Genomic DNA, 24,594 nt, shown 5'->3' with positions numbered 1-24,594 from the left:
CCCTCGCGGCCGGCACCCACCGCATCGCCCAGGGCACCCGCCTCACCTTCCCGGAGGGCTCCGCCGTCCCCACCGCCGACCGCGGCAGCAACGGCGGCATGTCCACCTCCCTCGCCGCCGGCCGCGAGGAACGCCCCCTGTACGCCACGTACGGGCTGATCCTCGCCACCTTCCTCGGCACCATGGGCCTGCCGCACGTCGTCGTCCGCTTCTACACCAGCCCGCACGGCGTCGCCGCCCGCCGTACCACCGTCGCCGTCCTCGCCCTGGTCGGCGGCTTCTACCTGCTGCCGCCCGTCTACGGCGCCCTCGGCCGGCTCTACGCCCCCGAGCTGGCCCTCACCGGCGACGCCGACGCCGCCGTCCTGCTGCTGCCGGACCGGGTGATCGGCGGGCTCGGCGGCGACCTGCTCGGCGCGCTGATCGCCGGCGGCGCCTTCGCCGCGTTCCTGTCCACCGCCTCGGGCCTGACCATGGCCGTGGCCGGTGTCCTCACCCAGGACGTCCTGCCCACGCGCGGCGTACGCCACTTCCGGCTCGGCACCGGGCTCGCCATGGTCGTCCCGCTCGCCGCGAGCATGCTGGTGGGCGGGCTGCCGGTGGCCGACGCGGTCGGGCTCGCCTTCGCCGTCTCCGCGTCCTCCTTCTGCCCGCTGCTCGTCCTCGGCATCTGGTGGCGCCGGCTCACCCCGCCCGGCGCGGCCGCCGGGATGCTCGTCGGCGGCGGCTCGGCGTTCGCCGCCGTCGCCGCGACCATGGCCGGTCCGCCCGTGACGGGCGGACTGCACGCCCTGCTCGCCTGGCCCGCGCTGTGGTCGGTGCCGCTGGGCTTCCTCACGATGATCCTGGTGTCCCTCGCCACCCCGGGCCGGGTCCCGGCCGGCACGGCGGCGATCCTCGCCCGCTTCCACCTGCCGGAGGAACTGCGCGCGGAGGAACTGCGGGAGGTCAGGGCATGAGCGGCTTCCTGGCCGGCGTGTGCATCGCCATCCTCCCGTTCGTCGCCGTCGGCTTCTGGCTCGGCCGGCGCACCGCCCGCCCGCAGAGCCTCGGCGATCTCGGCACCCCCGTCGAGCACGCCACCTTCCAGACCCTGCACACCGCGTCCCTCGCCGCGCCCCCGCTGCGGGCCGGCCTCACCGAGGAGACCGCCCGCAGATCGGCCCGCCGGCTGCGCACCCTGCTCGGCACGGACGCGCTCTGCCTGACCGACCACGAACGGGTCCTGGTCTGGGACGGGGTGGGCGCCCACCACCGCACCGAGATCATGGCCCGGCTGTCCGGCCCGTTGGACACCGGCCGCGGCGAGGCCTTCCCGCTGACCTGCCACGCGCCCGACTGTCCGGTCCGCTGGGCCGTCATCGCGCCGCTCACCGTCGACGACCGGGTGCACGGCGCCCTCGTCGCCTGCGCGCCCCGCGAGTCCGCCGTCCTGGTCCGGGCCGCCGGTGAGGTCGCCCGCTGGGTGAGCGTCCAACTGGAGCTGGCCGACCTCGACCAGTCGCGCACCCGCCTCATCGAGGCCGAGATCAAGGCCCTGCGCGCCCAGATCTCCCCGCACTTCATCTTCAACTCGCTCGCCGTGATCGCGTCCTTCGTCCGCACCGACCCCGAACGCGCCCGCGAACTCCTCCTGGAGTTCGCGGACTTCACCCGCTACTCGTTCCGCCGGCACGGCGACTTCACCACCCTCGCCGACGAGCTCCACGCCATCGACCACTACCTGGCGCTGGTACGGGCCCGGTTCGGTGACCGCCTCGCCGTCACCCTGCAGATCGCCCCCGAGGTCCTGCCGGTGACGCTGCCCTTCCTCTGCCTCCAGCCCCTCGTGGAGAACGCCGTCAAGCACGGACTGGAGGGCAAGGCCGACAAATGCCACATCCAGATCACCGCGCAGGACACCGGCGCCGAGGCCCTCGTCGTCATCGAGGACGACGGCGCGGGCATGGATCCGGCCCTGCTGCGGCGCATCCTCGCGGGCGAGGTCAGCCCGTCCGGCGGCATCGGCCTGTCCAACGTCGACGACCGGCTCCGCCAGGTGTACGGCGACGACTACGGCCTCGTCATCGAGACCGCGCCCGGCGCGGGCATGAAGGTCACCGCCCGGCTGCCGAAGTACCAGCCGGGCGTGCACTCGGGCGGCCGGCTCACACCGGAGTAGGGATCAGCCGGTCCGCATGACGACCAGCGCGAGCGTGATCAGCCCGAGCACGACCCAGCCGAACCACAGCCAGCCGTTGCTGCCGAGCGCCACCGTGTAGGCCGTCACCACGACGAGCCCCCCGAGGGTGAGCGCCCCCATGGTCTTCGTGGAACCGTCCGTGGATGATCTGGGCATCGCGGCACCCTCCTCCGGCACACCCTCCGCAGGGCGCGTCCGCCTCCATGGTGCCCCGGGATCAGCGTCCGCGGGCGTTGAGCGACGCAAGATAGGCGTTGTACGCCTCCAGCTCCTTGTCGCCGTCCCGGTCGGCGGCGCGGTCCTTGCGGCGGGCCTGGCGCTGCTCGGAGCCGTACCACTGGAACAGCAGGGCGATCAGGACCAGCACCGAGGGGATCTCACTGAACGCCCAGGCGATGCCGCCGGCCGCGTTCTGGTCGGCCAGCGCGTCGATGCCGAGCGAGGCGGGCGGGTTCTCGAACGTCCCCACCATCGGTGCCGACGCCATCATCAGCGCGATCCCGAAGAACGCGTGGAACGGCATGCCCGCGAACAGCTCCAGCATCCGCATCAGGTGACCGGGCCGGTGCGGCCCCGGGTCGACGCCGATGATCGGCCAGAAGAACACCACGCCGACGGCGAGGAAGTGCACCATCATCGCGACGTGCCCCACCTTGGAGCCCATCAGGAAGTCGAACAGCGGCGTGAAGTACAGCGCGTACAGGCTGGCGATGAACAACGGGATCGTGAACGCCGGATGCGTGACGATCCGCATGTACCGGCTGTGCAGCAGCATCAGCAGCAGCTCACGCGGCCCCCGGCGCCCCTTGCCCGCGGCCGGCAGCGCCCGCAGCGCCAGCGTCACCGGCGCGCCCAGCAGGATCAGGATCGGCGAGAGCATGCTGATCACCATGTGCTGCACCATGTGCACGCTGAACATGACCATCCCGTAGTCGTTCAGCGCGGTGCACATCACGAGCGCGATCGTCAGCACGCCGGCCACGTACGACACGGTCCGCGCCACCGGCCACGCGTCACCGCGCCGCCGCAGCCGCACGACCCCCCAGCCGTACAGGGCCAGCCCCAGCAGACAGGCGACGAGGAAGAACGGGTCCGCCGACCACTGGAGCCCCCGCGCCAGCGTGAACGGCGGCAGATCCATGGTCATGCCGTGCCCGCTGTGATCCATTGCGTCGGCTCCTGATTCGTGAGGGGATGTGCGTTTCCTGCCGCCCCAAGACTAGGACCGCCCCCGGCGACGTCTGTCACCGGGGGCGGGTCGTCAGCCGTCGCGAGCGACGGCTACAGCACGGTCTCGGCCTCCGCGTACCGCTCCTCCGGAACGGTCTTCAGCGTCTCCACGGCCTCCGCAAGCGACACCATCACGATGTCCGTGCCGCGCAGCGCCGTCATCATCCCGAACTCACCCCGGTGCACCGCCTCCACCGCGTGCCACCCGAAGCGCGTGGCGAGCACCCGGTCGTACGCCGTCGGCGTGCCGCCCCGCTGCACATGCCCGAGGATCACCGGACGGGCCTCCTTGCCGAGCCGCGACTCCAGCTCGACGGAGAGCTGCCGCGCGATCCCCGCGAACCGCTCGTGCCCGTAGATGTCCTTGCCGCCCTCGTCGAAGGCCATGGTGCCGGGCGCCGGCTTGGCCCCCTCCGCCGCGACGACGATCGCGAACCGCTTGCCCGCCTCGAACCGTTCGCCGACCCGGCGGGCCAGCTCCTCGATGTCGAAGGGCCGCTCCGGTACGACGATGGCGTGGGCGCCGGCGGCCATGCCGGAGTGCAGCGCTATCCAGCCGGTGTGGCGGCCCATGACCTCCACGACCAGGACCCGCTGGTGGGACTCGGCGGTGGTCTTGAGCCGGTCGAGCGCCTCCGTCGCGACCCCGACGGCCGTGTCGAAGCCGAAGGTGACGTCCGTGACCGCGATGTCGTTGTCGATGGTCTTCGGCACGCCCACGATGGGCAGCCCGTTGTCCGCCATCAGCTTGGCGGCCTTGAGGGTGCCCTCACCGCCGATCGGGATGACGGCGTCCAGGCCGAGCTCCGCGACATGGCCACGGGCCCGCTCCACGCCGTCCCGCAGGTGCGAGGGCTGCACGCGGGAGGAGCCGAGGATGGTGCCGCCGCGGGCGAGGATGCCGCCCACCGCGTCGAGGTCGAGCTTGAGGTAGTCGCACTCCAGAAGGCCCTTCCAGCCGTCCCGGAAGCCGATGACCTCGTCGCCGTGGTCGGCGACGGCACGGTGCACGACGGACCGGATGACGGCGTTCAGGCCGGGGCAGTCGCCGCCGGACGTGAGGACACCAATGCGCATAGCCCGAAACAACCTTCTTGACGTGGGCCGGGTCCGGACCACGCTGTCCGGCTCGATCCCCGCCACCCTAGCGGCAGGAGGGGGCGGGGCCGAAGCACGCGTCCGCCTGCTGGACGTGCCCGCTCACCTGTGCGGATGCACCGTCAGACGGGCCGCTGACGGCACCCTGAAAATCAGGTGAACACACACCTCGCACAGGCGTGCCTACGCGGGCTGCTGCGCAGCTGTGCGCGGGCTGCTGCGCAGCTGTACCTACGCAGGCTGCTGCGCAGCCGCGATGCGCTCGTTGCGCAGCGCCTCGTACCAGCGGTCGTCGGTCGGCGGAAGCGCGTTGACGTCGAGCGCCAGCTTCAGCAGCAGGTCCGCGATGAGCGGGTTGCGGGCCAGCACCGGGCCGTGCATGTAGGTACCGAAGACGGTGTCGTTGAACGCGCCCTCGGTGCCGTCGCCGGTGCCGTTGCCCTTGCCGATCTGGACGCGGGCGAACGGACGGGCGGTCGGGCCGAGATGGGTGATGCCCTGATGGTTCTCGAAGCCGGTCAGCGGCGGCAGACCGAGGCGCGGGTCGATGTCGGCGAGGACATCACCGACACACCGCTCGCCCTGCCCGCGGGTCGTGGTGACGTCGAGCAGACCGAGGCCCGGCTCGCGCTGACCGAGGTCGTTGACGAACTCGTGGCCCAGGATCTGGTAGCCGGCACACACCGCGAACACGATCGCGCCGTTCTGCACCGCCTGGTACAGATGCCCGTCGCGGCGCAGCCGCTCGGCCGCGAGCCGCTGCGGACGGTCCTCGCCGCCGCCGATCAGGTAGATGTCGCCGGAGGTCGGGATCGGCTGGTCGCTGCGCACGTCGAGGCGGGCCACGTCGAGGCCGCGCTGCCGCGCCCGGCGCTCCACGACCAGGACGTTGCCCTGGTCGCCGTAGGTGCTGAGGAGGTCCGGGTAGACCCAGACGACCCGCAGTTGGTTGTCACTCATCACGTGATGGTCCCTCGTGCTCAGTTGCCGACGCGGCGGCGCAGGTCCTGGAAGGCGGTGTAGTTCGCGATGACCTCGATCCGGCCGGGAGGCGCCATCTGCACGGCCTGGTCGACGCTCTCGCAGACCTGGAAGTGCTGATTGGCGACCTCCAGACGCACCGCGAGGTCCAGCTTGCGGTCACCGATGACGAAGATCGGGTGGCCGGTCAGCCGGGTGTAGTCGACGTCCCACAGCCAGGAGGTGTCGGTGCCGTCCGCGCCGCGCGCGTTCACCGACAGGATGACCGGGGTGGGCGGCGGATCGATCAGGCTGAACGTTTCGAGCCAGCCCGCCGGGTTCTTCGCGAGCAGCAGCCGCAGGTCGCGCTGCATGAACTGGACGACGTCGTAGCGTCCGGCGACGGCCTGCACCTGGTACATACGCTCCAGCGCCACCTGCGGGGGCACGCCGAAGACGGCGGCGACTGCGGCCGAGGAGGCGGCGTTGGCCTTGTTGGCGCGGCCCGGCAGCTGAAGGTGGATCGGCCAGGCGGAGCCGTGCGGGTCGAGGACGTGGTCGCCGGAGAGCACCCAGCTCGGCGTCGGCCGCCGGAAGCCGCACTCGCCACAGAACCAGTCGTCGCCCGGACGCTGCATCACACCGCCGCAGGACGGGCAGGACCAGGCGTCGTCCTTCCACATCTGCCCGGCGGCGACCCAGATCACGTTGGGGGAGGACGACGCGGCCCACACCACCAGCGGGTCGTCGGCGTTGGCGACGATGACGGCCTTGGCGCCGGCCAGACCCTCACGCCAGTTCTCCGCGAGCATGCGGGTCTCGGCGGCGCGGTCGAGCTGGTCGCGGGAGAGGTTGAGCAGCGCGATGCACTTGGGGGCGGTGTCCCGGGCCACGCCCGCGAGGTACTTCTCGTCGACCTCGATGACGCCGTATCTGGCGTCCGAACCGCCCGCGAGCGCCGAGGTGATGCCGGCGGGCATGTTGGCGCCGAGCGCGTTGGACACGACCGGCCCGGCGGCCCGCAGCGCCTCCGCGATCAGCCTCGTCGTCGTGGTCTTGCCGTTGGTCGCCGAGACGAGGACGACGTCCAGGTTCTGGGCGAGCCGGGCGAGGAGGTCGGGGTCGAGTTTCAGGGCCACCCGGCCGCCGATCACCGAACCGCTGCCGCGCCCCGCGGCGCGCGATGCCGCCGCGACCGCCTTGCCCGCGGTCACGGCCAGCTTGGCCCGCGGCGTGAGCGGGTCCGAGTTGCCTGCCATCAGTTCTCGATCCTCCTTGCGTACGCGCCGCGCCTCTGCCTGACGGCAACGTGGTAGGTGGTCAGCCTATCGAGATCCATTCGCACTCCCGAATCCCGGCACCGCCTCACCCCGCCCGCGGCATGCGCGTGTCAGAGAGGACCGTACCCTTGCCGCCATGCGACACGGCTCCATCCCGGGCGCCCGAGGGCGAGTCCGGCCCCTCACCCTGCTCGGCGACCCCGTCCTGAGGGAACCCTGCCGCGAGGTCACCGACTTCGGCCCCGGACTCGCCCGGCTCGTCGAGGACATGTTCGCCACGATGTACGCCGCCCGGGGCGTCGGCCTCGCCGCCAACCAGGTGGGGGTGCCGTCGCGGGTGTTCGTCTACGACTGCCCCGACGACGAGGAGGTCCGCCACCTGGGGCATGTGGTGAACCCGAGGCTGGTGGAGGCGGACGGGATCGTCCTGCGCGGCCCGGAGGGCTGTCTGTCCCTGCCCGGCCTGGAGGCGGGGACGGAGCGCTACGACCACGCGGTGGTCGAGGGGGTCACGATGACGGGGGAACCGGTGACGGTCCACGGCACGGGATTCTTCGCCCGGTGCCTCCAGCACGAGTGCGACCACCTGGAGGGGACGGTGTACGCGGACCGGGTGACCGGCTGGCGCCACAGACGCCTCATGCGCCAGGTGGCGCGCGCCGACTGGCACCGGTGACGGGTCACCCGGGGCGGCCGTCAGAAGGCGGGACCGGTGAGGGGTGCCCGGGGCGGCCGTCAGAAGCCCGGACCGCCCATCCTGTCCCCGGCCGCCGCGAGCCGGCCCCACAGCAGATCCGCCAGGCTCCGTACCAGCTCCGCGCGCGAACAGGGACGCTCGCCCAGCCACCAGTCTCCGGCCGCGTGCATCATTCCGACGATCCCGTGTCCCCACACCCGGGCCAGCTGCTGGCTCCCGGGCCCGAGGTCCAGCCGCTCCTCGATCACCTGGGCGAGTTCCTCGCCCATCCGCCGCAGCAGCGGGGCCGAGTGCTTGCCGACGTCGAACCCCTGCTCGCCCGGCGACACCTCGGCCGGGTGCATCAGGAACCGGTACACCTGGGGCCGGGCCTCGATGGCGGCGAGGTAGGTGTCCAGCGTGGCCTCGACCCGCTCCCGACGCTCGGCGGGGGCGTCCAGCGCCGCCCGCAGCGAGTCCAGCAGCGCGTCCGTGTGCCGCTTGGCGAGAGCGGCGTACAGCCCGCCCTTGTCACCGAAGTGCCGGTACAGGATCGGCTTGGTGATGCCGGCCTCGGCGGCGATGGCGTTCATCGACGCCTGGGGGCCGTCCCGGAGCACCACGCGGTCCGCGGCCTCCAGCAACTCGCGCCGTCGGCGGTCGGCGGACCGCTGCTGCTCGGTCCGCTGCGTGGTGTCCATGTGCTCTCCCCACCCGTGGTGAATCCGTGACGCCTGCGCAAACTAACACCTGACAACAGCCTGACATCGAACGGGCTGCCGAGCTGTCATCAGGAGTTGACTTTTCCTACCGACCGGTAACAGACTCGCGTTACCGCTAGTAACACCACGCGTCGCCGCTGGAGGGGACATGGCCGAGTTCACCATGGAGCTCAACGACGAACAGAAGGAGGTCCGGGACTGGCTGCACGGCTTCGCCGCCGACGTCATCCGCCCCGCGGCCGCCGAATGGGACGAGCGTGAGGAGACTCCCTGGCCGGTCATCCAGGAGGCGGCGAAGGTCGGCATCTACTCCCTCGACTTCTACGCCCAGCAGTACTTCGACCCGACGGGCCTCGGCATCCCGATGGCCATGGAGGAGCTGTTCTGGGGCGACGCCGGCATCGCCCTGTCCATCGTCGGCACCGGCCTCGCCGCCGTGGGCGTCCTCGCCAACGGCACCGAGGAGCAGATCGGCACCTGGATCCCGCAGATGTACGGCGACGCGGGCGACGTCAAGGTCGCCGCCTTCTGCTCCTCCGAGCCCGACGCCGGCTCGGACGTGGCCTCCATGCGCACCCGCGCGGTGTACGACGAGGCCAAGGACGAGTGGGTGATCAACGGCACGAAGACCTGGGCGACCAACGGCGGCATCGCCAACGTCCATGTGGTCGTCGCGGTCGTCGACCCCGAGCTGGGCTCCAAGGGCCACGCCTCCTTCATCGTCCCGCCGGGCACGCCCGGCCTCGCGCAGGGGCAGAAGTTCAAGAAGCACGGCATTCGCGCCTCGCACACCGCCGAGGTGATCCTCGACCACGTCCGGGTGCCCGGTTCCTGCCTGCTCGGCGGCAAGGAGAAGCTGGACGAGCGCCTCGCCCGGGCCCGTGAGCGGGCCAAGTCCGGCGAGCGGGTGAAGAACGCGGCGATGGCCACCTTCGAGGCGAGCCGCCCCGCCGTGGGAGCGATGGCGGTGGGCACGGCCCGGGCCGCCTACGAGGTCGCCCTCGACTACGCGAAGACCCGTGAGCAGTTCGGGCGGCCGATCATCGACAACCAGGGCGTGGCCTTCCAGCTGGCGGACATGCGGACCCAGATCGACGCCGCCCGTCTGCTGGTCTGGCGCGCGTCCTGGATGGCGATCAACGGCAGGCCGTTCACCGCCGCCGAGGGCTCCATGTCGAAGCTGTTCGCGAGCGAGACGGCCAAGAAGGTCACCGCTCAGGCCATCCAGATCCTCGGCGGCAACGGCTACACGCGGGAGTACCCGGTGGAGCGCATGCACCGGGACGCGGCGATCTACACCATCTTCGAGGGGACGAGCGAGATCCAGCGGCTGGTGATCGCGCGGACCCTGTCGGGAATGCCGATCCGGTAGCACCGGACGGGGGACCGTGCGCCGCGGTTCCCCGCGCCGCTCTCAGGTGGGCGCGCTCACGGGTGTCCCACTGTGCTCACCGGTGTTCCCACGGCGCAGCTCCGCTGCTGTGCGCGATGCACGCCACGTCGATCCGGTCGGCCAGCTTCGCGAGCTCGATCGTCAGGGCGGCCACCGTGTCCTCGTCCAGCCCCTCCGACCCGGCCTCGACGAGATGGAGCCACCGACCCCCCAACGTGCGGAGCAGCTTGCTCACGTCGGCCGCGGCCACCTGCAAGTGCCCGCGGTCGTCGACGATCAGAGGCAGAGTCACTTCGCGGTTCACAGACGGGATCGTAGCCCTGGAAGCGTCACGCACCGTGCCAAACCGTGGTGATGTTGCAGAACTCCCGGATTCCGTGCCCGGACAGCTCACGCCCGTAGCCCGACCGCTTCACACCGCCGAACGGGAACGCCGGGTGGGACGCGGTCATCCCGTTGACGTACACGCCGCCCGCCTCCAGATCCCGGACGAAACGGTCGACCTCCGAGGCGTCGCGGGTCCAGACGTTGGAACTCAGTCCGAACGGTGAGTCGTTGGCGATGAGGACCGCCTCGTCCAGGTCGGCCGCCCGGTACACCGTGGCGACCGGGCCGAAGGCCTCCTCGCGGTGGATGCGCATCTCGCGGGTGACGCCGGTGAGGACGGTCGGCGGGTAGTACCAGCCGGGCCCCTCGGGGCGCTCACCGCCGCACAGCACGCCCGCGCCGCCGCGCCGGGCGTCGTCCACCAGTTCCTCCAGGTCGTCGCGGCCCTGCTCGCTGGCGAGCGGCCCCACCTCGGTGTCCTCCTCCAGCGGGTCGCCGACCTTCAGGGCCCGCATTCCCTCGGTGAAGCGCTCGGCGAACCGGTCGTACACGTCCGAGTGGACGACGAACCGCTTCGCGGCGATGCACGACTGCCCGTTGTTCTGCACCCGTGCCGTCACCGCGACCTCGGCGGCCCGGTCGACGTCCGCGGACGGCATGACGACGAAGGGGTCGCTGCCGCCCAGCTCCAGCACCGTCTTCTTGATCATCTCGCCGGCGGTGGAGGCGACGGCACGGCCGGCGGGTTCGCTGCCGGTGAGCGTGGCCGCCTTGATCCGCTCGTCGCGCAGGATGTCATCGACCGCGGCGGAGCCGATGAGCAGGGTCTGGAAGCAGCCCTCGGTGAAGCCCGCCCGGTGGAACAGATCCTCCAGGTAGAGGGCGGTCTGCGGGACGTTGGAGGCGTGCTTGAGCAGGCCCACGTTGCCCGCCATCAGCGCGGGCGCGGCGAACCGGACCACCTGCCACAGCGGGAAGTTCCACGGCATCACCGCGAGCACCGGGCCCATCGGCCGGTAGCGGATCAGGGCGCGCGAGGCGCCGGAGTCCCGCACGTCGGCGTCGGGCGGCTCCTCGTCGGCGAGGAGTCCCTCCGCGCGCTCGGCGTACCAGCGCATCGCCTTGGCGCACTTCGCGGCCTCCGCGCGGGCCTGTTTCACCGGCTTGCCCATCTCGGTGGTCATCACCCGGGCGATCTCCGGCCCGTCCTCGTCGAGCAGGTCGGCGGCCCGGTTCAGCAGCCGGGCGCGGTCGGCGAACGTCGTCGTCCGGTACGTGCGGAACGTGGCCTGCGCGAGCTGGAGCCGCCGTTCGACCTCCTCCTCGCCCATGGCCTCGTATGTCTTGAGCGTCTCGCCGTTCGCCGGGTTCACCGTCGCGATGGGCATGACCGACCTCCTGCAAGCTGCCTGTGCTTCGACCTTCGCGCGCCGCGCCGGGAGCCGCAACGCGTGCGCGCCCCTCAGGCCGAGTGCTCCGCCAGCCGGTCGAGAAACGCGTTCTGGGCCCTCACGATCACCTCGCGCGCCCGGTCCAGGCCCAGCCACGCCACCCGGTCCAGCTCGGGGAACTCCCGCATCAGCCCGGAGCGCGGCGGCCACTCCATCACGAACGTGCCCGGCTCGATCACCGCCGGGTCGAGATCGGCCTCGACCGCCCACGCCGTGACGGTCTTGCCGCCGGCCTGCCGGACCTCCCCGAGCGGGACCGCCTCGCCGTCGGGCGGCGCCACCCCCAGCTCCTCGCGGAACTCCCGGCGGGCGGCCTCCCAGGCGGGCTCGTCGGGGTCGTACTCGCCTTTCGGCACGGTCCAGGCACCGGCGTCCTTCCGGGCGAAGAACGGGCCGCCCATATGCCCCAGCAACACCTCCAGACCGCCTTCGGTGTGCCGGAACAACAGCAGGCCCGCGCTGTGCCGCGCCGTCACGGCCGGACCTGCGGGTGGGCGGCGAGCAGGGTCTCGACCGTGTCGGCCTCCTCCGGGCGCTTGTCCTCGCGGTAGCGGACCACCCGGGCGAAGCGGAGGGTGACGCCGGCCGGGTAGCGGGTGGAGCGCTGCAGGCCGTCGTAGGCGATCTCGACGACGAGTTCCGGGCGTACGGTCACGCCCCAACCCCGCTCCTCGACGGCCAGCTCCCGCAGGCGCTCGGTCTGCCAGGCGAGCATCGCGTCGGTCATGCCCTTGAAGGTCTTGCCGAGCATGGCGAAGCCGCCGTCGGCGGTGCGGGCGCCCAGATGGAGGTTGGAGAGCCTGCCGGTGCGCCGGCCGTGCCCCCACTCGGCGGCCAGCACCACCAGGTCGAGGGTGTGCACCGGCTTGACCTTCAGCCAGGAAGCGCCGCGCCGGCCCGCGCTGTAGGGCGCGTCGAGGGACTTCACGACCACGCCCTCATGGCCGCGCCGCAACGTCTCCCGCAGGAACTCCTCGGCCGCCGCGAGGTCCTCCTCGCCGGACACCACCGTCCGCCGCACCCGCATCGGCTCCGGCACCAGCCGGGCCAGTTCCGCGTGCCGCTCGGCGAACGGCAGGTCGAGCAGGTCGCGGCCGTCCACCGACAGCGCGTCGAAGAAGACGGGGGAGACGGGGACCGCCTCGGCGGCCCTGGCGACGTCCGTCCGGGAGCCGACCCGGCCGGCGGTCTCCTGGAAGGAGCGGGGCCGGCCGCCGGCGTCGAAGGCGATGACCTCGCCGTCGAGGATGAACCGCCCGCCCGCCAGCTCCCGGGCCGCCGAGGTGACTTCGGGCAGCCGGTCGGTGATGTCGTCGAGGGTGCGGGTGTAGATCCGTACGCCGTCCGGGTCCCGGTGGACCTGGACGCGGATGCCGTCGAGCTTCTCCTCGACCGCGCAGCCGCCCAGCTTGCCGACCGCCTCGGTCACCGAGGACGCCGTGTGCGCGAGCATCGGCAGGACCGGCCGGCCGACGGTGAGCCGGAAGCGGTCCAGCGCCGCCGGGCCCTCCCCGAGCAGCGCCCGCGCCACCGTCTGGAGCGAGCCGGCCAGCATCACGGCCCGCCGTACGTCCACCGCCGGCACGTCCGTCGCCACCGCCAGCCCTTCCACGGCCACCGCGTCCAGGGCGCCTTGCCGCACCTCACCGGTGATCAGCCCGAGCAGGAACCGCTGTTCGCCCTCCGTGGCCGCGCCCATCAACTCCCCGACCAGCCGCGCCCGTTCCGCCTGCGATCCGGGGCCCGCCAGCTGGCCCAGCTCGGTGAGCCGGGCGTCCACCTCGCGCACGGTGAGGGAGGGCGCGCCGGCCGGGGCGACCGGACGGCTCAGTGCCTTCCAGCCGACCCCGAGCCGTCCCTGCGGCAGCCGCCCGGCCAGGTACGGGATGACGATCGGCACGTCGTCCGCCTCCGCGTCCCGGAAGAGTTCGGCGAGCAGCGCGATCTTGCGGGAGCGGGCCGAGGCGGCGGCGACCTCCCGGGACACGTCGGCGAGCCGGCTGAGCAGCATGCAGCCATGGTGCAACGCCGACGCCTCCCTTACACCCCCAGCGCCGCGTCCAGGTCGGTCATCAGCAGCTCCCCGTTGATCGCGGCCCCGGCGCGGTAGCCGCGGCTGGCGGCGTTCACGACCTGTTCGGCGAAGCCGGAGGCGTTGCCGGCGGCCCACAGACCGGGGACCGTCGTCAGGCCCCGAGGGTCGATCACCGGGTAGGTGCCGAAGGGGGTTTCGGTCATCTCGGCGCCCAGCCGCTCCAGGAGACCGGTCCGCGGCACCGCCCGGGGTGCGACGAACAGCGTCTCCAGGGCGTGGACAGTGCCGTGGAGACGGACGCCGGTGAGCCGGTCGTCCTCGACGACGACGGCCGCCACCTCGCCGGGTACCACCGCCACGCCGGCCGCGGCGAGCCGGCGCAGGTCCTGGTCGGAGAGGTCGGCCTCGGCGACGGTGTGCAGGAAGAGCGTCACGTCCTTCGACCACTGGGTCACCATCAGCGCCTGGTGGACGCTTGCCGGGCTGGTGGCGAGCACGCCGAAGGCCTGGTCGCGCACCTCCCAGCCGTGGCAGTAGGGGCAGTGCAGCACGTCCCGCCCGAAGCGGGCGGCGAGGCCCTCGACCGGGGGCAGCTCGTCCTCGAGGCCGGTGGCGACGACCAGCCGCCGCGCGCGGACGGTCCGCCCTCCCGCCAGCCGTACGGCGAAGTCCTCGCCCCTCGTGGCGTCCACGGCGCGGTCCCGGACCAGCTCGACGCCGTACCGGGCGATCTCCGCGCGGCCCGCCGCCAGGAACTCGGCGGGCGGCATCCCGTCCCGGGACAGGTAGCCCTGCATATGGGCGGCGGGCGCGTTGCGCGGCTCGCCCGCGTCGACGACCAGGGTGCGGCGCCGGGCCCGGCCCAGCACCAGGGCGGCGGACAGTCCCGCGGCACCGCCGCCGATCACGATCACTTCGTAGGTACCGGTGTTCTCGGTCATGTGTGACCACCTCCACGGCCACGGTCACCCGTCCGGTGCGGCATTGACAAACATGTTTGCCGAAACTGCAATAGAGGCCATGAGCGAAGACGACGGAGACATGGAGGCGGTGCTCGCCGAGGTCGGCCCCCGGCTGCGGCGGATCCGCAAGGAGCGGGGTGCGACGCTGGCAGGGCTGTCCGAGGCGACCGGCATCTCCGTGAGCACCCTCTCCCGGCTGGAGTCGGGGCTGCGCAGGCCCAGTCTGGAGCTGCTGCTGCCGATCGCGCGGGCCCACGAGGTGGCGCTGGACGAGCTGGTGGGCGCGCCGGCGGTGCGCGATCCACGGGTGCGCGCGCAGCCGATCGTGCGCGGCGGCCGCACCCACTGGCCGCTCACTCGTCAACCCGGCGGGCTCCAGGCCTACAAGGTGCTGGAACCGCAGCGCGGGCTGGAGCCGGACCCCCGTGTCCACGAGGGCTACGAGTGGCTGTACGTGCTGTCCGGGAAGCTGCGGCTGGTGCTGGGCGAGCACGACGTCGTGCTGACCGCGGGGGAGGCCGCCGAGTTCGACACCCGCGTCCCGCACTGGTTCGGGTCGACGGGAGAGGGCCCGGTGGAGTTCCTCAGCCTGTTCGGGCCGCAGGGGGAGCGGATGCATGTGCGGGCGCGTCCCAAGCGGCCGTGACCCACCCGACTGTTCCCTGATCGGCAAGCGACCGCTTAGTATGCGATCGACCCCCGGTCATCCCGGTCAGACGACGCAGTCCCGTGGAGGCTCCGCATGCAGGCATGGCAGGTGCACGAGAACGGCGAGCCGAGCGAGGTGATGCGGCTCCAGGAGGTGGAGCGGCCCACGCCCGGCGACGGCCAGGTCCTGCTGCGGGTGCGCGCCGCGAACATCAACTTCCCGGACGTGCTCATGGCGCGGGGCCATTACCAGGTCAGGCCGCCGCTGCCGTTCACCCCCGGGGTGGAGATCTGCGGCGAGACCGAGGACGGCCGCCGCGTCATCGCCAACCCGACGCTGCCGTACGGCGGTTTCGCCGAGTACGCCGTCGCGGACGCCGCCGCCCTGCTGCCCGCGCCCGAGTCACTGGACGACGCCGAGGCCGCCGCGCTGCACATCGGCTACCAGACGGGCTGGTTCGGCCTGCACCGCCGGGCCGGACTGGAGGCGGGGGAGACGCTGCTGGTCCACGCTGCCGCGGGAGGGGTCGGCAGCGCGGCCGTGCAGCTCGGCAAGGCCGCCGGCGCCACGGTCATCGGCGTGGTCGGCGGCGCCGACAAGGCCGCCGTGGCCCGTGAGCTGGGCTGTGACGTGGTGATCGACCGGCGCGGCGAGGACGTCGTCGCCGCCGTCAAGGAGGCCACCGGCGGCCGGGGCGCGGACGTCGTCTACGACCCGGTCGGCGGCGAGGCCTACGCCCAGTCCGCCAAGGTCGTCGCCTTCGAGGGACGGATCGTGGTCGTGGGCTTCGCGAGCGGGACCATCCCGAACCCGGGTCTGAACCACGCCCTGGTGAAGAACTACTCGATCCTCGGCCTGCACTGGGGCCTGTACAACACCAAGAATCCCAAGCTGGTCCAGCACTGCCACGAGCGCCTCACCGAACTGGCCGCCCGCGGCGCGATCAAGCCGCTGGTGAGCGAACGGGTGCCGCTCGCCGAGGCCGCCGCGGCCGTCCAGCGGGTCGGTGACGGCGTCACCACCGGCCGGGTCGCCGTCGTCCCGTCGCTGGAGAACGGAGCCGCCGCATGACCACCGACGCAGAGGAACTGCGCCGCCGTACCCGGGAGCTGCTGGCCGCGCACCCGCCCGCCACGACCGACCGCCTGGACTTCCTGCGGGCCCGCTTCGACGCCGGGCTCGCCTGGGTGCACTACCCCGAGGGCCTCGGCGGTCTCGGCGCCGCCCGTTCCCTCCAGGTCGTCGTGGACGCCGAGCTGGAGGCCGCGGACGCCCCCGACAACGACCCGCGGCGCATCGGCATCGGCCTCGGGATGGCCGCGCCGACGATCCTGCGGTTCGGCACCGAGGAGCAGAAGCGGCGCTATCTGCGGCCGCTGTGGACCGGCGAGGAGGTCTGGTGCCAGCTGTTCAGCGAGCCGGGCGCCGGATCCGACCTGGCCGCGCTCGGCACCCGGGCCGTGCGGGAGGGCGAGGACTGGGTGGTCAACGGGCAGAAGGTGTGGACCTCCGGCGCCCACCTCGCCCGCTGGGCCATCCTCATCGCCCGCACCGACCCGGGCGTGCCGAAGCACGCGGGCATCACCTACTTCCTCTGCGACATGACCGACCCCGGCGTCGAGGTCCGGCCGCTGCGGCAGATCACGGGCGAGGCCGAGTTCAACGAGGTGTTCCTGACCGACGTCCGCATTCCCGACTCCCGCCGCCTCGGCGAGGTCGGTGACGGCTGGCGGGTCGCGCAGACCACCCTGAACAACGAACGCGTCGCCATCGGCGGCATGCGGCTGCCCCGCGAGGGCGGCATGATCGGCCCCGTCGCCAGGACCTGGCGCGAGCGCCCGGAGCTGCGCACCCACGACCTGCACCAGCGGCTGCTGAAGCTGTGGGTCGAGGCCGAGGTCGCCCGCCTCACCGGTGAACGCCTGCGCCAGCAGCTCGTCGCCGGCCAGCCCGGCCCCGAGGGCGCCGGCATGAAGCTCGCCTTCGCCCGCCTCAACCAGGAGATCAGCGGCCTGGAGGTCGAACTCCTCGGCGAGGAAGGCCTGTCGTACGACGACTGGACCATGCGCCGCCCGGAACTCGTCGACTTCACCGGACGCGAGGCCGGCTACCGCTACCTGCGCTCCAAGGGCAACAGCATCGAGGGCGGGACCAGCGAGGTCCTGCTGAACATCGTCGCCGAGCGCGTCCTCGGCCTGCCCGCCGAGCCGCGCACCGACAAGGACGTCGCCTGGAAGGACCTGGCCCGATGAGCACACAGCCCGACCTGCTCTACTCGGAGGAGGAAGAGGCCCTCCGCGCCGCCGTCCGCGACCTGCTCGGTGACCACTGCGACCCGGCGGGCGTGATCGCCCGCACCGAGTCGGACGCGCCGCACGACCGCGAGGCCTGGAAGGCGCTCGCCGAGGGCATGGGGCTCGCCGGCCTGCTGGTACCCGAGGCGCAGGGCGGCCAGGGCGCCACGCACCGCGAAGTCGCCGTCGTACTGGAGGAGTTGGGGCGTGCCGCCGCCCCCGTGCCGTATCTGACCAGTGCCGTCGTCGCGACCGAGGCGCTGCTGGCCTGCGGGGACGAGGAGCTGCTCGGACGGCTCGCCTCGGGGCGGACCGTCGGCGCGCTGGCGGTCGGCCTGCACACCGCGCCCGGCGCCGCCTTCACCGCCGTACACGTCGAGGACGGCACGCTCCACGGGGAGGTGACCGGCGTCGCGGACGCGCTCGCGGCCGACGTGCTGCTGGTGCCGGCCGACGACGGCGGGCTGTACGCCGTCGACGCCGACGCCGTGGACGTCACCCCGCAGGTCTCCCTCGACCTGACCCGCCCGCTCGCCACGGTCGCCCTCGCCGGCGCCCCAGGCCGCCGTCTCGGCGACGCCGCACCCGCCGTACGGCGGGCCCTGAGCGCCGGGGCCGGGCTGCTGGCCTCCGAGCAACTGGGCGTGGCGGACTGGGCGTTGACGGAGACGGTCCGCTATCTGAAGGAGCGCAAGCAGTTCAACCGGCCCGTCGGCGGCTTCCAGGCGCTCAAGCACCGGCTCGCGCAGCTGTGGCTGGAGGTCGTGAACCTGCGGGCCGCGGCCCGCAACGCCGCCGACGTGCTCGCCGGCCAGGGCTCCGCCGAGGAGGTGGCCGTGGCGGTCGCCGTCGCGCAGGCCTACGCGGCGCCCGTCGCCGTCCACGCCGCCGAGGAGGCGCTGCAACTGCACGCCGGTATCGGGATGACCTGGGAGCACCCGGTGCACCTCTACCTCAAGCGGGCCAAGGCCGACTCGATCGCGTACGGCACGGCCGGTGCCCACCGCTCGGCCGTGGCCGAACTCGTCGACCTGCGCGCCCCCTGACGGTCACTCGGTGAAGCCCGCCCCACCTGGGGCGGGCTTTTCCGTGCGCCCGCGCGGACGGAGTGAACAAGCGACGGCGGTCCGGCCAACTCCTGGCATGTACAGGCCTGTCGAGGGCTGACCGGCCGCATACTCCCTGTGGCTCCGGTCCCGCCCCACAGGGAGGCAGAACATGGCCCTCACCACCCGTCGCAGAGCCCTCACCACCGTCGGCGCAGCCCTCGCCGGCGTGGTCGCCCTCCCCGCCGGCAACGCGCTGGCGGCCGAACAGCAGCGCGGTGCACGCCCGTTGTGGCGCGCCCACGCCCACAACGACTACGAGCACCCGCGCCCCCTGCACGACGCCCTCGACCACCGCTTCGGCAGCGTCGAGGCCGACATCTTCCTCGTCGACGGGCAGCTCCTGGTCGCCCACGACCCGGTGGACCTCGACCCGGCCCGCACCCTGGAGTCCCTCTACCTCGCCCCGCTCGCCGCCCGAGTCAAGGCCCACCACGGTTCCGTCTATCGAGGCCGGCGCACCCCGCTCCAGCTGCTGATCGACCTCAAGACCGAGGGGGCGTCGACGTATCTCGAACTCGACCGCCAACTCCGCCGCTACCAGCACCTGTTCACCACCTACGCGCACGGCCGGGTGCGCCGGGGGGCGGTCACCGCCGTCATCTCCGGCGACCGCGCGGCCCGGGTGCCGATGGCCGCGCAGACCGTGCGCCGCGCCTTCTACGACGGCCGGCTCTCCGACCTCGGCGCGACCGAGGCCTCCTTCGCCTCGCTGATCAGCGACAACTGGACGAACAACTTCACCTGGCGCGGCGTCGGCGCCTTCCCCGAGGCGGAGCGGCAGAAACTGCGCGGCATCGTCGGCGCGGCGCACGGGCGCGGGCAGAAGGTGCGGTTCTGGGCCACCCCCGACGTGCCGGGCCCCGCCCGCGACGCGCTGTGGGGCGAACTCCTCGCCGCCGACGTCGACTACCTCAACACCGACGACCTGGCGGGCCTGGAGGCCTTCCTCGACGCCCACCGGGCGTAGTCACCCTCCGCGCGGACACCACCCGTTCGGAGGACAGGCCAGCCGCCCGGACGAACCCTCCGCTACGCCACACTTGCGGCCGAATGCCGCGAAAGCGGACGTGGCGGAGGAGGTTGTCGTGGCCGTTTCCATTTCCGTGGTGCTGTTGCTGCTGATCCTGGCGGTGATCTTCCTGCGCAACGGCGGACTGAAGATCTCGCACGCGCTGGTCTGCCTGCTGCTCGGCTTCTTCCTGGCCGGCACGAGCATGGCCCCCACGATCCACAGCGGCCTCACGGCGACCGCCGACATCGTCGGCAGTCTGCGGCCGTGAGGCCGTGCGGGTGCGGATCGCTCACTGGGCGAACACACCGATGCCGTTCGGCACGGCACGCTCCGTCCCGTCCGAGGGGTGGTTGCGGACCGTGACCTTCGTGGCGCCCGGCGCGCGGGCGACCAGGGTCGACGAGCCGCCGCCGTCCAGACTGAAGCCCTCGGTCGCGCCGAGGCTCTTCAGGGCGGCGGCGACCTCGGCGATCGTCAGGCCCTTGCGGTACGCCGGCGCGCCGTCGACCGCGAACAACAGCACCCGCTGTCCACCGCCCGCGATACCGACCGCCGTGCGCACGGCGGATGTCCGCGTGTCCAGCCCGGCCAACGGCGTTCCGCCCGTGAGCACCGGGTAGCCGCCGAGGGCGAAGCGGTACGCGCGCTGCGACGCGGCCGTGAGGCCGTGGCGCACCACCACCCGCTGCCCCTTGGTGAACGTCCGCAGGCGCTGCGCGCCCCTCTCCCGGCCGACCAGCACCGTGGTGTCCGCCGCGATGGGACCGCTGCCCGGGGTGGCCGAGGCGGACGCGACCACGCCCTTCTTCAGGATCACCTCGTAGGTGTTCGTGCTGCACGGCGCGGCCCGCTCGGTGTCCGAGCCGCAGGTGGCCCGGGCCCGGGAGACGCTGCCCCAGTCGGAGGTGTACGCGCCGATGGAGTTCTCCGCGAGCGCGTACTGGTTCAGCCCGCCCAGCGGGATCCGCCGGCCGACCGTGCCGAGCGAGCCGGTCAGGACCAGGCTGTCCAGCCGGGCCAGGCCGTCACCGCTGACGCCGAACACGTCGTCGGTGTCCGTGCCGCGCGGCAGGGCGGGCCCGAACCGCTGTGCCTCGGGGACCGCCCCCTTGAGCGCCTTGCCGTTCGCGACGGCCGGGCCCACGCTCGCGCCCGTCGCCGCGATCCCCGGGTGCTGCACCTCGCTGATGTTGAAGAAGTCGCCGTTGATGCCGGCGACCGCCTTCTGGGCGTCGGCCATGCGGGAGACGGCGGCCCGGGACGCCACCTTCCCCGGGTACAGCAGGCCGAGGCGCACCCGACTGTCGGTCAGGTCGACGCTGAGCACGTGCACATGCGTGGTGCCCGCCGCCGCCCTCAGGTCGTAGTGCCGGTACACCACGCCCGGCGAGAGGGTGGTGCCGGTCGTGGCGCCGGCCGGTGCCGCCCCCGTCAGGGCCACACCGGCCAGCGTGGCGAGCGCCGTCAGCAGCGTCAGCGACGTCCTGCGCGCACCGGACCGTCTTTGATGTCGTGTCACAGACCCCCCTGTGCGGTATGAGCCGCAACTTTCTCATGGGCCGTGGGAAGGCCGCCGGGGGGTGGGTGTCAACACCACGAGAACGGGTGAGAAACGGCGCGGTTCGACCCGGCGTGTCTCCCCGTGCTCGTGCCCGGGCGCGCCCGAAGGGTCCGTTCGCGCGCCGACGGCGCGTCAGGCGTCCACGGGTGTCACCGACGGCGCGTCAGGTTCCACGGGCGCCGCGTAGCAGCGCAGGGACACCAACTGGTCCGGGCCCCAGCGCTCGTCGACGACACCGAGGAGTTCCCAGCCGAGCCGCTCGTAGAAGGCGACCGACGGATGGGAGGCGACCACCTCCAGCACCGGGTGCAGGCCGCGGGACAGCGCCTCACCGACGGCCCGCTCCATCAAGGCCGCCCCGACGCCCAGTCCGCGCACCGAGGGTGCGACGAACAGCCGGCTGACACAGGCAGCCGCGGCACCCGGCCGGCGCGAGCCCCACAACCGCGGTGCCGGATCGCCGTCCGTTGCCCGGCACAGCGCCGCGTGCCCGACGATCCGCCCGTCCAGCTCGGCCACCCAGCCCTCCAGCAACGCGGGCGGAGTGAGCCAGGCGGCGGGGTCGGCGGGCCAGTTGACGGGGTAATCGCTGTGCGTGTGCACCGGGGCGAGCGCGGCGACGCAGGCGTCCAGGTCGGCCGGGACCCGGGGCCGGATCGAGCAGAACGGCGACGTGGCGGGGTCGGGAGTCATCGCCGTATGCAACCACGGCCCGTGATCATCCGGCCGCGGAAGGGTCCGCGTACGGCGTGAAGTGGGCCGGTGCGTGGTCGATCGGGAGGTCCGGGCGCCACGCGGTGAGGGCCTGTGCGCTGCACACGAACAGGGACGGCGGCAGGCGGTCCAGGGGGTACCAGCGCCAGTCGCCGACGCTCTCGCCGGGCTGGTCGGCCGGTTCGCCCCGCCAGTCGGTGACGACGGCGGCGACCGTCACCCGCACGACCCCCTCGGCGTCGTCGAGGAGGGTGCCGAGGAGCCGCACGTCCGAGGGACGGGCACGCAGTCCGGTCTCCTCGCGCAGCTCCCGTACGGCCGTCTCCTGGAGCGACTCGCCGGGCTCCACCGTGCCGCCGGGCAGCTCCCAGGTGCCCCGGCGGTGCCGGCCGAGCAGCAGCCCGCGCGGGCCGTGCAGGACGGCACCGACGCCGAGGGCGGCGTGCGCGCGGGGCGGCAGCGCCACCCGTGGCCGGGAGGAGACCCGCATCGGCCGCCGGGCCCGGAAGACGCGGTACGAGGCGAGGCCGGCGGGGTCGGGCGCCGGCACCTCCACCACCTCCTCCACGCGCAGCCCGTGGTCGGCGAGGAGCCCTTCCCAGACCTCGGGGGCCAGCATCCACACGCGGGCCGTGGCCTCGCCGCCGCCCGCGAACGGCAGGGCCTGCGGCCGGTCGACGATCTCCGACGAGGGGCCGTCGCCGCGCGAGGTGGTGTGCGGCGCGCGGAAGCACAGGGTTCCGCCGGGCACCAGCGCCGTCGCCAGGGCCGGCAGCAGCCGCCGGGGATCGACGTACGGCACCGCGTCGACGGAGTAGATGACGTCGTACGGCTCGGACGCGCGCAGGTGGGCCACGGCGTCCGCGTGGACGAGCCGCAGCCCGGGCAGCGCGCCGTACCGGGCCCGGGCCCGCTCGATCGGGCCCGCCGCCGCGTCGACCGCGTCCACCCGGGCGCCGTACGCGCGCACGAGCCGGGCGGCGCGGTGGCCGGTGCCGCAGCCGAGGTCCAGGACGCGCCGGCCCTCGAGGTCGCCCAGGAACGCCTCGTCCGGGCCCGCGCCGGGGAACCACCGGTCGATCCGCTCGGCCTGCGCCGGGACCGTGCCGCGCCGCGGGGGGTGGGCCTCCCGGGCCTGCCGGGCGTGGGCGTCGGCGCCGGCCGGCTCCGGTCCGTCCGGGACGAGGGGGTGCGGCATCGGCGGCCTCCGGGGCGCGAGGGGCGGGGTGACGGGGGATTCTTACCGGTGCGCGGGCCGCGCAATCACCCGGCCGGGACCACGCGGCTCGCCGACGTCGTTTCGTCCAGCGCATCTGAAGACGTCGAGGTCGGGGCGGGCCTCGCCGGGTGGTTCGACGGCCCACACCCTGATCAGGGAACAGGCACCGCGGAACCGCACGGCCGTCCAGGAGTTCACGCGCCGTCGGGCCGGCGCACCGGGTGCTTGCTCATGATGGAGACCCGGTTGAAGGCGTTGATGGTGACCGCCACCCAGATCACCGCCGAGATCTGGTCCTCGGTGAGGACCTCGCGGGCGGCGCTGTACGCGGCCTCCTGGGCGTCCGCGTCGGTCGGCAGGGTGGTCGCCTCCGCCAGCGCCAGCGCCGCGCGCTCCAGGGGAGTGAACAGCTCGGTGTCCCGCCAGGCCGCCAGCACCCCGAGCCGCCGGGGTGTCTCGCCCCCGCGCAGGGCGGCCCGTGTGTGCAGATCGAGGCAGTACGCGCAACCATTGAGCTGCGACACCCGCAGGTTGACCAGTTCCACGACGGTCCGCTCCAGGCCCGCGTCGGCGGCGGTCGCCCGCACGGCCTCGGACGTCTGGACCAGGGCGTGATAGGCCTTGGGGCTCTGCTTGTCGATGAAGATCCGTCGCGTCATGGTTGAATGTTAAACTTTCTTGGCGGGGTCCGGAGGGGCCCCGACGGAAAACCCGATGAGAGGTGGCCCACAGTGAGCAAGGTCGAGGTCCTCACCCCGCGCGACGTGCCGCTGGGTGGCCCCCGTGCGATGACGGTACGGCGGACCCTGCCGCAGCGTAGCCGGTCCCTGATCGGGGCCTGGTGTTTCGCCGACCACTACGGCCCCGACGACGTCGCCGAGTCCGGCGGCATGGACGTCGCACCGCACCCGCACACCGGGCTGCAGACGGTGAGCTGGCTCTTCAGCGGCGAGATCGAACACCGCGACAGCCTCGGCAGCCACGCCTACGTCCGCCCGGGCGAGGTGAACCTGATGACCGGCGGGCACGGCATCAGCCACTCGGAGGTCTCCACCCCGGACACCACGACCCTGCACGGCGTCCAGCTCTGGGTGGCCCTGCCGGACGAACACCGCCACACCGCGCGGGACTTCCAGCACCACGCCCCGCGGCCGGTCCGGCTCGACGGCGCCGAGATCAGGGTCTTCCTGGGCTCACTCGCCGGTTCCAGCTCCCCGGTGCGGACGTTCACCCCGCTCCTCGGCGCGGAGATCGTGCTGGAGACGGGCGCGGAGATCACCCTGCCCGTCGACCCGGCCTTCGAGCACGGCCTGCTGGTCGACACCGGCGACGTGCGCCTCGCCGAGACCTCCCTGCACCCGTCCGAACTGGGCTTCCTTCCGGCCGGGCCCGCCCACCTCACCCTGACGAACGAGTCGGACGCCCCCGCCCGCGCCGTCCTCCTCGGCGGACCGCCCTTCGAGGAGGAGATCGTCATGTGGTGGAACTTCGTCTGCCGGTCCCACGAGGAGGTCGTACAGGCCCGCGAGGACTGGGCGAGCGGCACCCGTTTCGGCGTGGTGGAGGGCTACGACGGGGACCCGCTGCCGGCGCCGGAACTGCCGCACGTGCCGTTGAGGCCGCGGGGGAGGGTGCGCTGAGCCACGGGTGATCCCACCTCCGTCGCGTCCTCGCCCGGCTCGCCCCGCGCGGGCCGGGCGAGGACGCCCCGAGGCCCCGA

At 73.1% G+C, this 24,594-nt stretch carries 25 protein-coding genes and 1 pseudogene; 11 read left to right on the top strand and 15 right to left on the bottom strand.

Features of this window, described 5'->3' with window-relative positions; genetic code table 11:
• Positions 1–959: pseudogene (locus ALMP_RS09805) on the top strand (cation acetate symporter); the annotation flags it as partial.
• Positions 956–2,161: a sensor histidine kinase gene (locus tag ALMP_RS09800; protein ID WP_264925900.1), complete on the top strand. Its 1,206-nt coding sequence runs from the start codon at positions 956–958 to the stop codon at positions 2,159–2,161. The pseudogene ALMP_RS09805 and the gene ALMP_RS09800, both read left to right, overlap by 4 nt.
• 3 nt (positions 2,162–2,164) lie before the next feature.
• On the opposite strand, the gene ALMP_RS09795 is transcribed toward ALMP_RS09800, so the two are convergent.
• The 5 genes from ALMP_RS09795 to ALMP_RS09775 all read right to left on the bottom strand — a co-directional run bounded on the left by ALMP_RS09795 (position 2,165) and on the right by ALMP_RS09775 (position 6,729).
• A complete protein-coding gene (locus ALMP_RS09795) occupies positions 2,165–2,338 on the bottom strand; it encodes a hypothetical protein (protein ID WP_264925899.1) in 174 nt (57 codons plus the stop codon).
• Between the two features lie 61 nt (positions 2,339–2,399).
• Positions 2,400–3,350 (bottom strand): cytochrome c oxidase assembly protein, encoded by a 951-nt coding sequence (locus ALMP_RS09790; protein ID WP_264925898.1) that lies wholly within the window; start codon positions 3,348–3,350, stop codon positions 2,400–2,402.
• A 113-nt stretch (positions 3,351–3,463) separates the two neighbouring features.
• A complete protein-coding gene (locus tag ALMP_RS09785; protein ID WP_264925897.1) occupies positions 3,464–4,489 on the bottom strand; it encodes a 6-phosphofructokinase in 1,026 nt (341 codons plus the stop codon).
• A 252-nt stretch (positions 4,490–4,741) separates the two neighbouring features.
• The gene (locus ALMP_RS09780) at positions 4,742–5,470 is read right to left on the bottom strand and encodes a type 1 glutamine amidotransferase (RefSeq protein WP_264925896.1); all 729 of its coding nucleotides are present in this window, start codon (positions 5,468–5,470) and stop codon (positions 4,742–4,744) included.
• 20 nt (positions 5,471–5,490) lie between these two features.
• Complete coding sequence (locus tag ALMP_RS09775) at positions 5,491–6,729, bottom strand: MurT ligase domain-containing protein (RefSeq protein ID WP_264925895.1); 1,239 nt, start codon at positions 6,727–6,729, stop codon at positions 5,491–5,493.
• Positions 6,730–6,886: 157 nt separating this feature from the next.
• On the opposite strand from ALMP_RS09775, the gene def reads away from it, so the two are divergent.
• Entirely contained in the window at positions 6,887–7,426 is a 540-nt protein-coding gene (gene def / locus ALMP_RS09770) for a peptide deformylase (RefSeq protein WP_264925894.1), read from the top strand.
• 59 nt (positions 7,427–7,485) lie between these two features.
• On the opposite strand, the gene ALMP_RS09765 is transcribed toward def, so the two are convergent.
• Positions 7,486–8,127 carry a TetR/AcrR family transcriptional regulator gene (locus ALMP_RS09765; RefSeq protein WP_264925893.1) on the bottom strand — a complete coding sequence of 214 codons (642 nt, stop codon included), beginning with the start codon at positions 8,125–8,127 and terminating at the stop codon, positions 7,486–7,488.
• Positions 8,128–8,296: 169 nt separating this feature from the next.
• Between ALMP_RS09765 and ALMP_RS09760 the strand changes: the two genes are divergently transcribed.
• Positions 8,297–9,520 carry an acyl-CoA dehydrogenase family protein gene (locus ALMP_RS09760; RefSeq protein WP_264925892.1) on the top strand — a complete coding sequence of 408 codons (1,224 nt, stop codon included), beginning with the start codon at positions 8,297–8,299 and terminating at the stop codon, positions 9,518–9,520.
• 76 nt (positions 9,521–9,596) lie between these two features.
• Here ALMP_RS09760 and ALMP_RS09755 read toward each other — a convergent pair whose 3' ends face one another.
• From ALMP_RS09755 to ALMP_RS09735, 5 genes are all read right to left on the bottom strand, one after another.
• A complete protein-coding gene (locus tag ALMP_RS09755; RefSeq protein ID WP_264925891.1) occupies positions 9,597–9,845 on the bottom strand; it encodes a DUF6213 family protein in 249 nt (82 codons plus the stop codon).
• 25 nt (positions 9,846–9,870) lie between these two features.
• Entirely contained in the window at positions 9,871–11,256 is a 1,386-nt protein-coding gene (locus tag ALMP_RS09750; RefSeq protein ID WP_264925890.1) for an NADP-dependent succinic semialdehyde dehydrogenase, read from the bottom strand.
• 74 nt (positions 11,257–11,330) lie between these two features.
• Complete coding sequence (locus ALMP_RS09745) at positions 11,331–11,795, bottom strand: NUDIX domain-containing protein (RefSeq protein ID WP_264925889.1); 465 nt, start codon at positions 11,793–11,795, stop codon at positions 11,331–11,333.
• Entirely contained in the window at positions 11,792–13,330 is a 1,539-nt protein-coding gene (locus tag ALMP_RS09740) for an ATP-dependent DNA ligase (protein WP_264925888.1), read from the bottom strand. Before ALMP_RS09740 ends, ALMP_RS09745 begins: the two co-directional genes overlap by 4 nt.
• 29 nt (positions 13,331–13,359) lie before the next feature.
• Positions 13,360–14,295, bottom strand: coding sequence for an NAD(P)/FAD-dependent oxidoreductase (locus ALMP_RS09735; RefSeq protein ID WP_264925887.1), 936 nt, complete (start codon positions 14,293–14,295; stop codon positions 13,360–13,362).
• A gap of 79 nt (positions 14,296–14,374) precedes the next feature.
• On the opposite strand from ALMP_RS09735, the gene ALMP_RS09730 reads away from it, so the two are divergent.
• The 6 genes from ALMP_RS09730 (at position 14,375) to ALMP_RS09705 (ending at position 19,648) form a co-directional block, all read left to right on the top strand.
• Positions 14,375–14,962, top strand: a complete 588-nt coding sequence (locus tag ALMP_RS09730; RefSeq protein WP_264925886.1) for a helix-turn-helix domain-containing protein — start codon at positions 14,375–14,377, stop codon at positions 14,960–14,962.
• Positions 14,963–15,058: 96 nt separating this feature from the next.
• Positions 15,059–16,036 carry an NADPH:quinone oxidoreductase family protein gene (locus ALMP_RS09725; protein WP_264925885.1) on the top strand — a complete coding sequence of 326 codons (978 nt, stop codon included), beginning with the start codon at positions 15,059–15,061 and terminating at the stop codon, positions 16,034–16,036.
• Complete coding sequence (locus ALMP_RS09720) at positions 16,033–17,217, top strand: acyl-CoA dehydrogenase family protein (protein ID WP_264925884.1); 1,185 nt, start codon at positions 16,033–16,035, stop codon at positions 17,215–17,217. Before ALMP_RS09725 ends, ALMP_RS09720 begins: the two co-directional genes overlap by 4 nt.
• Positions 17,214–18,305: an acyl-CoA dehydrogenase family protein gene (locus ALMP_RS09715; RefSeq protein ID WP_264925883.1), complete on the top strand. Its 1,092-nt coding sequence runs from the start codon at positions 17,214–17,216 to the stop codon at positions 18,303–18,305. The genes ALMP_RS09720 and ALMP_RS09715 overlap by 4 nt, the downstream gene beginning before the upstream one ends.
• A 172-nt stretch (positions 18,306–18,477) precedes the next feature.
• Positions 18,478–19,335 carry a phosphatidylinositol-specific phospholipase C/glycerophosphodiester phosphodiesterase family protein gene (locus ALMP_RS09710; RefSeq protein ID WP_264925881.1) on the top strand — a complete coding sequence of 286 codons (858 nt, stop codon included), beginning with the start codon at positions 18,478–18,480 and terminating at the stop codon, positions 19,333–19,335.
• A 118-nt stretch (positions 19,336–19,453) separates the two neighbouring features.
• Positions 19,454–19,648, top strand: coding sequence for a hypothetical protein (locus ALMP_RS09705; RefSeq protein WP_189940055.1), 195 nt, complete (start codon positions 19,454–19,456; stop codon positions 19,646–19,648).
• A 21-nt stretch (positions 19,649–19,669) separates the two neighbouring features.
• On the opposite strand, the gene ALMP_RS09700 is transcribed toward ALMP_RS09705, so the two are convergent.
• From ALMP_RS09700 to ALMP_RS09680, 4 genes are all read right to left on the bottom strand, one after another.
• A complete protein-coding gene (locus ALMP_RS09700) occupies positions 19,670–20,899 on the bottom strand; it encodes a phosphodiester glycosidase family protein (RefSeq protein WP_264925879.1) in 1,230 nt (409 codons plus the stop codon).
• Between the two features lie 174 nt (positions 20,900–21,073).
• Complete coding sequence (locus ALMP_RS09695) at positions 21,074–21,634, bottom strand: GNAT family N-acetyltransferase (RefSeq protein WP_264925878.1); 561 nt, start codon at positions 21,632–21,634, stop codon at positions 21,074–21,076.
• 25 nt (positions 21,635–21,659) lie between these two features.
• Entirely contained in the window at positions 21,660–22,853 is a 1,194-nt protein-coding gene (locus tag ALMP_RS44135) for a bifunctional class I SAM-dependent methyltransferase/NUDIX hydrolase (protein WP_309299447.1), read from the bottom strand.
• A gap of 215 nt (positions 22,854–23,068) precedes the next feature.
• Positions 23,069–23,533, bottom strand: coding sequence for a carboxymuconolactone decarboxylase family protein (locus ALMP_RS09680; RefSeq protein WP_264925877.1), 465 nt, complete (start codon positions 23,531–23,533; stop codon positions 23,069–23,071).
• A gap of 129 nt (positions 23,534–23,662) precedes the next feature.
• Between ALMP_RS09680 and ALMP_RS09675 the strand changes: the two genes are divergently transcribed.
• On the top strand, positions 23,663–24,514 hold the full coding sequence (locus ALMP_RS09675) for a pirin family protein (RefSeq protein WP_264925957.1): 852 nt from the start codon (positions 23,663–23,665) through the stop codon (positions 24,512–24,514).
• Positions 24,515–24,594: the final 80 nt, after the last annotated feature.

The sequence above is a fragment of the Streptomyces sp. A012304 genome (assembly GCF_026008495.1).
Classification (GTDB): domain Bacteria; phylum Actinomycetota; class Actinomycetes; order Streptomycetales; family Streptomycetaceae; genus Streptomyces.
This window is presented reverse-complemented; position numbering and strand designations above follow the sequence as displayed.

Excerpts from the sequence above, each read along its gene's own strand:
- ALMP_RS09730 (WP_264925886.1), top strand. The coding sequence starts at position 14,375 with ATGAGCGAAGACGACGGAGACATGGAGGCGGTGCTCGCCGAGGTCGGC.
- ALMP_RS09795 (WP_264925899.1), bottom strand. The coding sequence starts at position 2,338 with ATGCCCAGATCATCCACGGACGGTTCCACGAAGACCATGGGGGCGCTC.
- ALMP_RS09720 (WP_264925884.1), top strand. The coding sequence starts at position 16,033 with ATGACCACCGACGCAGAGGAACTGCGCCGCCGTACCCGGGAGCTGCTG.
- ALMP_RS09740 (WP_264925888.1), bottom strand. The coding sequence starts at position 13,330 with ATGCTGCTCAGCCGGCTCGCCGACGTGTCCCGGGAGGTCGCCGCCGCC.
- ALMP_RS09695 (WP_264925878.1), bottom strand. The coding sequence starts at position 21,634 with ATGACTCCCGACCCCGCCACGTCGCCGTTCTGCTCGATCCGGCCCCGG.
- ALMP_RS09675 (WP_264925957.1), top strand. The coding sequence starts at position 23,663 with ATGACGGTACGGCGGACCCTGCCGCAGCGTAGCCGGTCCCTGATCGGG.
- ALMP_RS09785 (WP_264925897.1), bottom strand. The coding sequence starts at position 4,489 with ATGCGCATTGGTGTCCTCACGTCCGGCGGCGACTGCCCCGGCCTGAAC.
- ALMP_RS44135 (WP_309299447.1), bottom strand. The coding sequence starts at position 22,853 with ATGCCGCACCCCCTCGTCCCGGACGGACCGGAGCCGGCCGGCGCCGAC.
- ALMP_RS09735 (WP_264925887.1), bottom strand. The coding sequence starts at position 14,295 with ATGACCGAGAACACCGGTACCTACGAAGTGATCGTGATCGGCGGCGGT.
- ALMP_RS09790 (WP_264925898.1), bottom strand. The coding sequence starts at position 3,350 with ATGGATCACAGCGGGCACGGCATGACCATGGATCTGCCGCCGTTCACG.
- def (WP_264925894.1), top strand. The coding sequence starts at position 6,887 with ATGCGACACGGCTCCATCCCGGGCGCCCGAGGGCGAGTCCGGCCCCTC.
- ALMP_RS09725 (WP_264925885.1), top strand. The coding sequence starts at position 15,059 with ATGCAGGCATGGCAGGTGCACGAGAACGGCGAGCCGAGCGAGGTGATG.
- ALMP_RS09750 (WP_264925890.1), bottom strand. The coding sequence starts at position 11,256 with ATGCCCATCGCGACGGTGAACCCGGCGAACGGCGAGACGCTCAAGACA.
- ALMP_RS09680 (WP_264925877.1), bottom strand. The coding sequence starts at position 23,533 with ATGACGCGACGGATCTTCATCGACAAGCAGAGCCCCAAGGCCTATCAC.
- ALMP_RS09775 (WP_264925895.1), bottom strand. The coding sequence starts at position 6,729 with ATGGCAGGCAACTCGGACCCGCTCACGCCGCGGGCCAAGCTGGCCGTG.
- ALMP_RS09715 (WP_264925883.1), top strand. The coding sequence starts at position 17,214 with ATGAGCACACAGCCCGACCTGCTCTACTCGGAGGAGGAAGAGGCCCTC.
- ALMP_RS09800 (WP_264925900.1), top strand. The coding sequence starts at position 956 with ATGAGCGGCTTCCTGGCCGGCGTGTGCATCGCCATCCTCCCGTTCGTC.
- ALMP_RS09765 (WP_264925893.1), bottom strand. The coding sequence starts at position 8,127 with ATGGACACCACGCAGCGGACCGAGCAGCAGCGGTCCGCCGACCGCCGA.
- ALMP_RS09760 (WP_264925892.1), top strand. The coding sequence starts at position 8,297 with ATGGCCGAGTTCACCATGGAGCTCAACGACGAACAGAAGGAGGTCCGG.
- ALMP_RS09780 (WP_264925896.1), bottom strand. The coding sequence starts at position 5,470 with ATGAGTGACAACCAACTGCGGGTCGTCTGGGTCTACCCGGACCTCCTC.
- ALMP_RS09710 (WP_264925881.1), top strand. The coding sequence starts at position 18,478 with ATGGCCCTCACCACCCGTCGCAGAGCCCTCACCACCGTCGGCGCAGCC.